The sequence below is a fragment of the Streptomyces sp. NPDC055506 genome (genome assembly GCF_053643595.1).
The window spans coordinates 1-2,768 of record NZ_JBSHKH010000269.1; the positions used below are offsets into that span (position 1 = coordinate 1).

A 2,768-nucleotide genomic window follows, 5' to 3' on the forward strand; every position below is an offset into this window, starting at 1 on the left:
GTCATGAACCTGGACCGGTTCGACCTGGTCTGATCACCCTCGCCTGACAGGACGTCCGGCCCGGCCCGCGAAGGCCGGGCCGGGCGTCCTGCTTTTCTCTACGTATCGAGGGCACGCTCGCCACGCAGGCCCGCACGCTGCGAGTTACCTACCTCGTGGGCCTGTTCAGATGCAGATCACGATCTTTCCTCGGGTGCGTCCGCGCTCGGCGTGCGCGTGGGCGTCGGCGATCCGCTCCAGGGGGTAGGCCTGTTCGATACGGGGTGTGTAGCGGCCTTGCCCGCCCAGTTCCGCCGCCGCGGACAGGAGAGTGGAGTCGTTCACCGCGTCGGCCACATGTGTGCCCAGGCGCTGCCCGCGCGCGTGGTCGGCGACCGTCGCGACGCGCTTCGGGTCGCCCGCGATCGCGACGAGGTCGTCCAGGGAGCCGGAGGCCGCGGTGTCGAGCACTATGTCTACGCCGTGCGGAGCGAGGGTGGCGAGGCGCTGTGCGAGGCCGGGGCCGTAGGTGGTGGGAACGGCGCCGAGAGAGGTGAGGAACTCGTGGTTGCGTTCGCTGGCTGTCCCGATCACGGTGCCGACACCTTGCGCCACGGCGATCTCGACCGCCGCGCTGCCCACGCCTCCGGCGGCGCCCTCGACGAGGAGGGTGCGCCCCGCGAGGGGGCCGAGCGCGTCGAGCCCACGCATCGCGGTCACGGACGCGAGACCGGCGCCCGCGGCCTGCTCGTCGTTCCACGTGGCGGGGGTGTGCGCCCAGGCCGAAAGGATGAGCAGCTCCGCGGTCGCGCCGGTGACGCCGCCCAGCCCGAAGACCCGATCGCCGATGCTCACCCCCTGCACCCCGTCGCCGATCTCGTCGACCACACCGGCGCCGTCGCGCCCGGGGATGTTGGGCAGATCCAGAGGGAAGAACTGGCGTAGGGCGCCGGAGCGCAGCTTCCAGTCGATGGGATTGACGCTGGCCGCCGCGACGCGGACACGAATCTCACCGGGTCCGGGGTGGGGGTCGAGGGCCTGCTCGATCACCAGGTTCTCCGCTCCGCCGTATTCGTGGAACCGGGCTGCGCGCATAATGGTCTGCCTTACGTTGACGGGCCGAAATGACGTGTTCATCGGACGCTCGTCACTCTAGAACCTGACGTTGACGTGAGGTGCAAGCCGCATTGCCGCCCGGCCGGAGGAGGGCAGGCGCGGATGGGTGAGGTTGCCGAGCGGGCAGGGGTGAGCGTGGGGGCGTGCGCGGACTGCCGTGCGTACGTGAACCGCGTGAACGCCCTCGGGCAACGGTTCGATCAGCCCTCAGGGCTGCCCCCGGAGCCGGTATTGCTAGCCTGAACCTGACGTCAACGTGAGGTACGAGCGGGAGGGAGTGGCCTGCGTCATGCGCATCGGACAGCTCGCCAGGCGGTCAGGGGTCAGCGTGCGGGCCCTGCGCTACTACGAGGAACAGCGGCTCCTGGAATCGACGCGGACGCCCGGTGGGCAGCGTGATTATCCCGACGAAGCCCTGGAGCGGGTCCAACTCATCCAGGACCTCTTCGCGGCCGGCCTCTCCAGCCGTACCGTCGTCGAACTCCTGCCGTGCGTGAGTACCGGCGTCGCGACCCCCGCCATGCTCGACCAGCTCATCATCGAACGCGACCGCATCGCCGCACGCATCCAGGACCTGACCCGGGCCAAGACCAAACTCGGCCGCGTGATCGAGAATGTGACCGCGGCGAACGTGGCGCAGGACTGATCAACCCGTCGCGAGGGGTGGGGCCCCGACGTACCCGCCATGAACGATGTTGTGTACAAGCAGGTTCAAAGACGGGTTCTCAAGTCTGAGGGACCGTCAAGAGCCGTTCAAGGTAAGAACATCACTTACCCAACTCTCACCATGAATCGGCAAGGATCGCGGCCGGGCCCGAACTCGGGCATACGTTCTGGTCGTGAACACAGATTCCGCTGCCCACAGAGGCGCCGGCCGTGAACCGCACCCCTTCGCCGGTCCACGGCCGACCAACGGCGGCACCGTCCGCCGCACTCTCCTGCGCACCGCGCTGACCGGAGCCGCAGCCCTCGGCGCGGGCGTCGGCGCCGCCCGGCCGGCCACCGCCGCCCCCACCCGAGGCTCAAGGCCGAGCACCCCGGCCGAGGCCCTCAAAGAGCTGGCCGCGGGCAACCGTCGCTGGCGTGCCTACCGCGAACGCCACCCGCACGAAACCCCGGCGATCCGGCGCACGTTGGTCACAGCCCAGCACCCCTTCGCGGTCGTGCTCGGCTGTATCGACTCCCGCGTCCCCCCGGAACTCGTCTTCGACCAGGGGCTGGGTGACCTGATGACCGTGCGCACGGCCGGTGAGGTCCTGGACGAGGCCGTGCTCGGCAGCGTCGCCTACGGCGTTCTGGAACTCGGCATACCCCTGGTCGTCGTGCTCGGGCACCAGTCGTGCGGCGCGGTGCGCGCCGCTGTCGAGGCCGAGCAGTCCGGGAACCACCTGCCCGCGCACATCCAGTACCTGGCCGACCAGATACGTCCGGCCATAGACCACAGCAAGGAAGGCGACGCCCGCATCGACGCGACCGTCGACGCCAATGTCAGGTTCGTACGCTCCAAGCTGGAAGCGGAGCCGGACCTCGCCGCCAAGATCACCACAGGCAAGCTGGCGATCGTGGGCGATGACCACGTTCCTGAACCTCATCGCCACCGAACCCGAGGTCGCCCGGCTGCCGATCATGATCGACAGCTCGCGCTGGACGGTGCTCGAGGCCGGGCTGAAATG

3 protein-coding genes are annotated in these 2,768 nt (G+C 69.3%); 2 read left to right on the forward strand and 1 reads right to left on the reverse strand.

Going from position 1 to position 2,768, the window contains the following annotated elements:
• Positions 1-165: 165 nt before the first annotated feature.
• A complete protein-coding gene (locus ACWIF2_RS40490; protein WP_454366687.1) occupies positions 166-1,074 on the reverse strand; it encodes an NADP-dependent oxidoreductase in 909 nt (302 codons plus the stop codon).
• Positions 1,075-1,384: 310 nt separating this feature from the next.
• Here ACWIF2_RS40490 and ACWIF2_RS40495 point away from each other — a divergent pair, with 310 nt between their 5' ends.
• Both ACWIF2_RS40495 and ACWIF2_RS40500 read left to right on the forward strand, forming a co-directional pair.
• Positions 1,385-1,741, forward strand: a complete 357-nt coding sequence (locus ACWIF2_RS40495) for a MerR family transcriptional regulator (protein WP_037673837.1) — start codon at positions 1,385-1,387, stop codon at positions 1,739-1,741.
• 193 nt (positions 1,742-1,934) lie between these two features.
• Positions 1,935-2,768, forward strand: an 834-nt coding sequence (locus ACWIF2_RS40500; RefSeq protein WP_454366690.1) for a carbonic anhydrase, incomplete at its 3' end; no start/stop codon positions are given.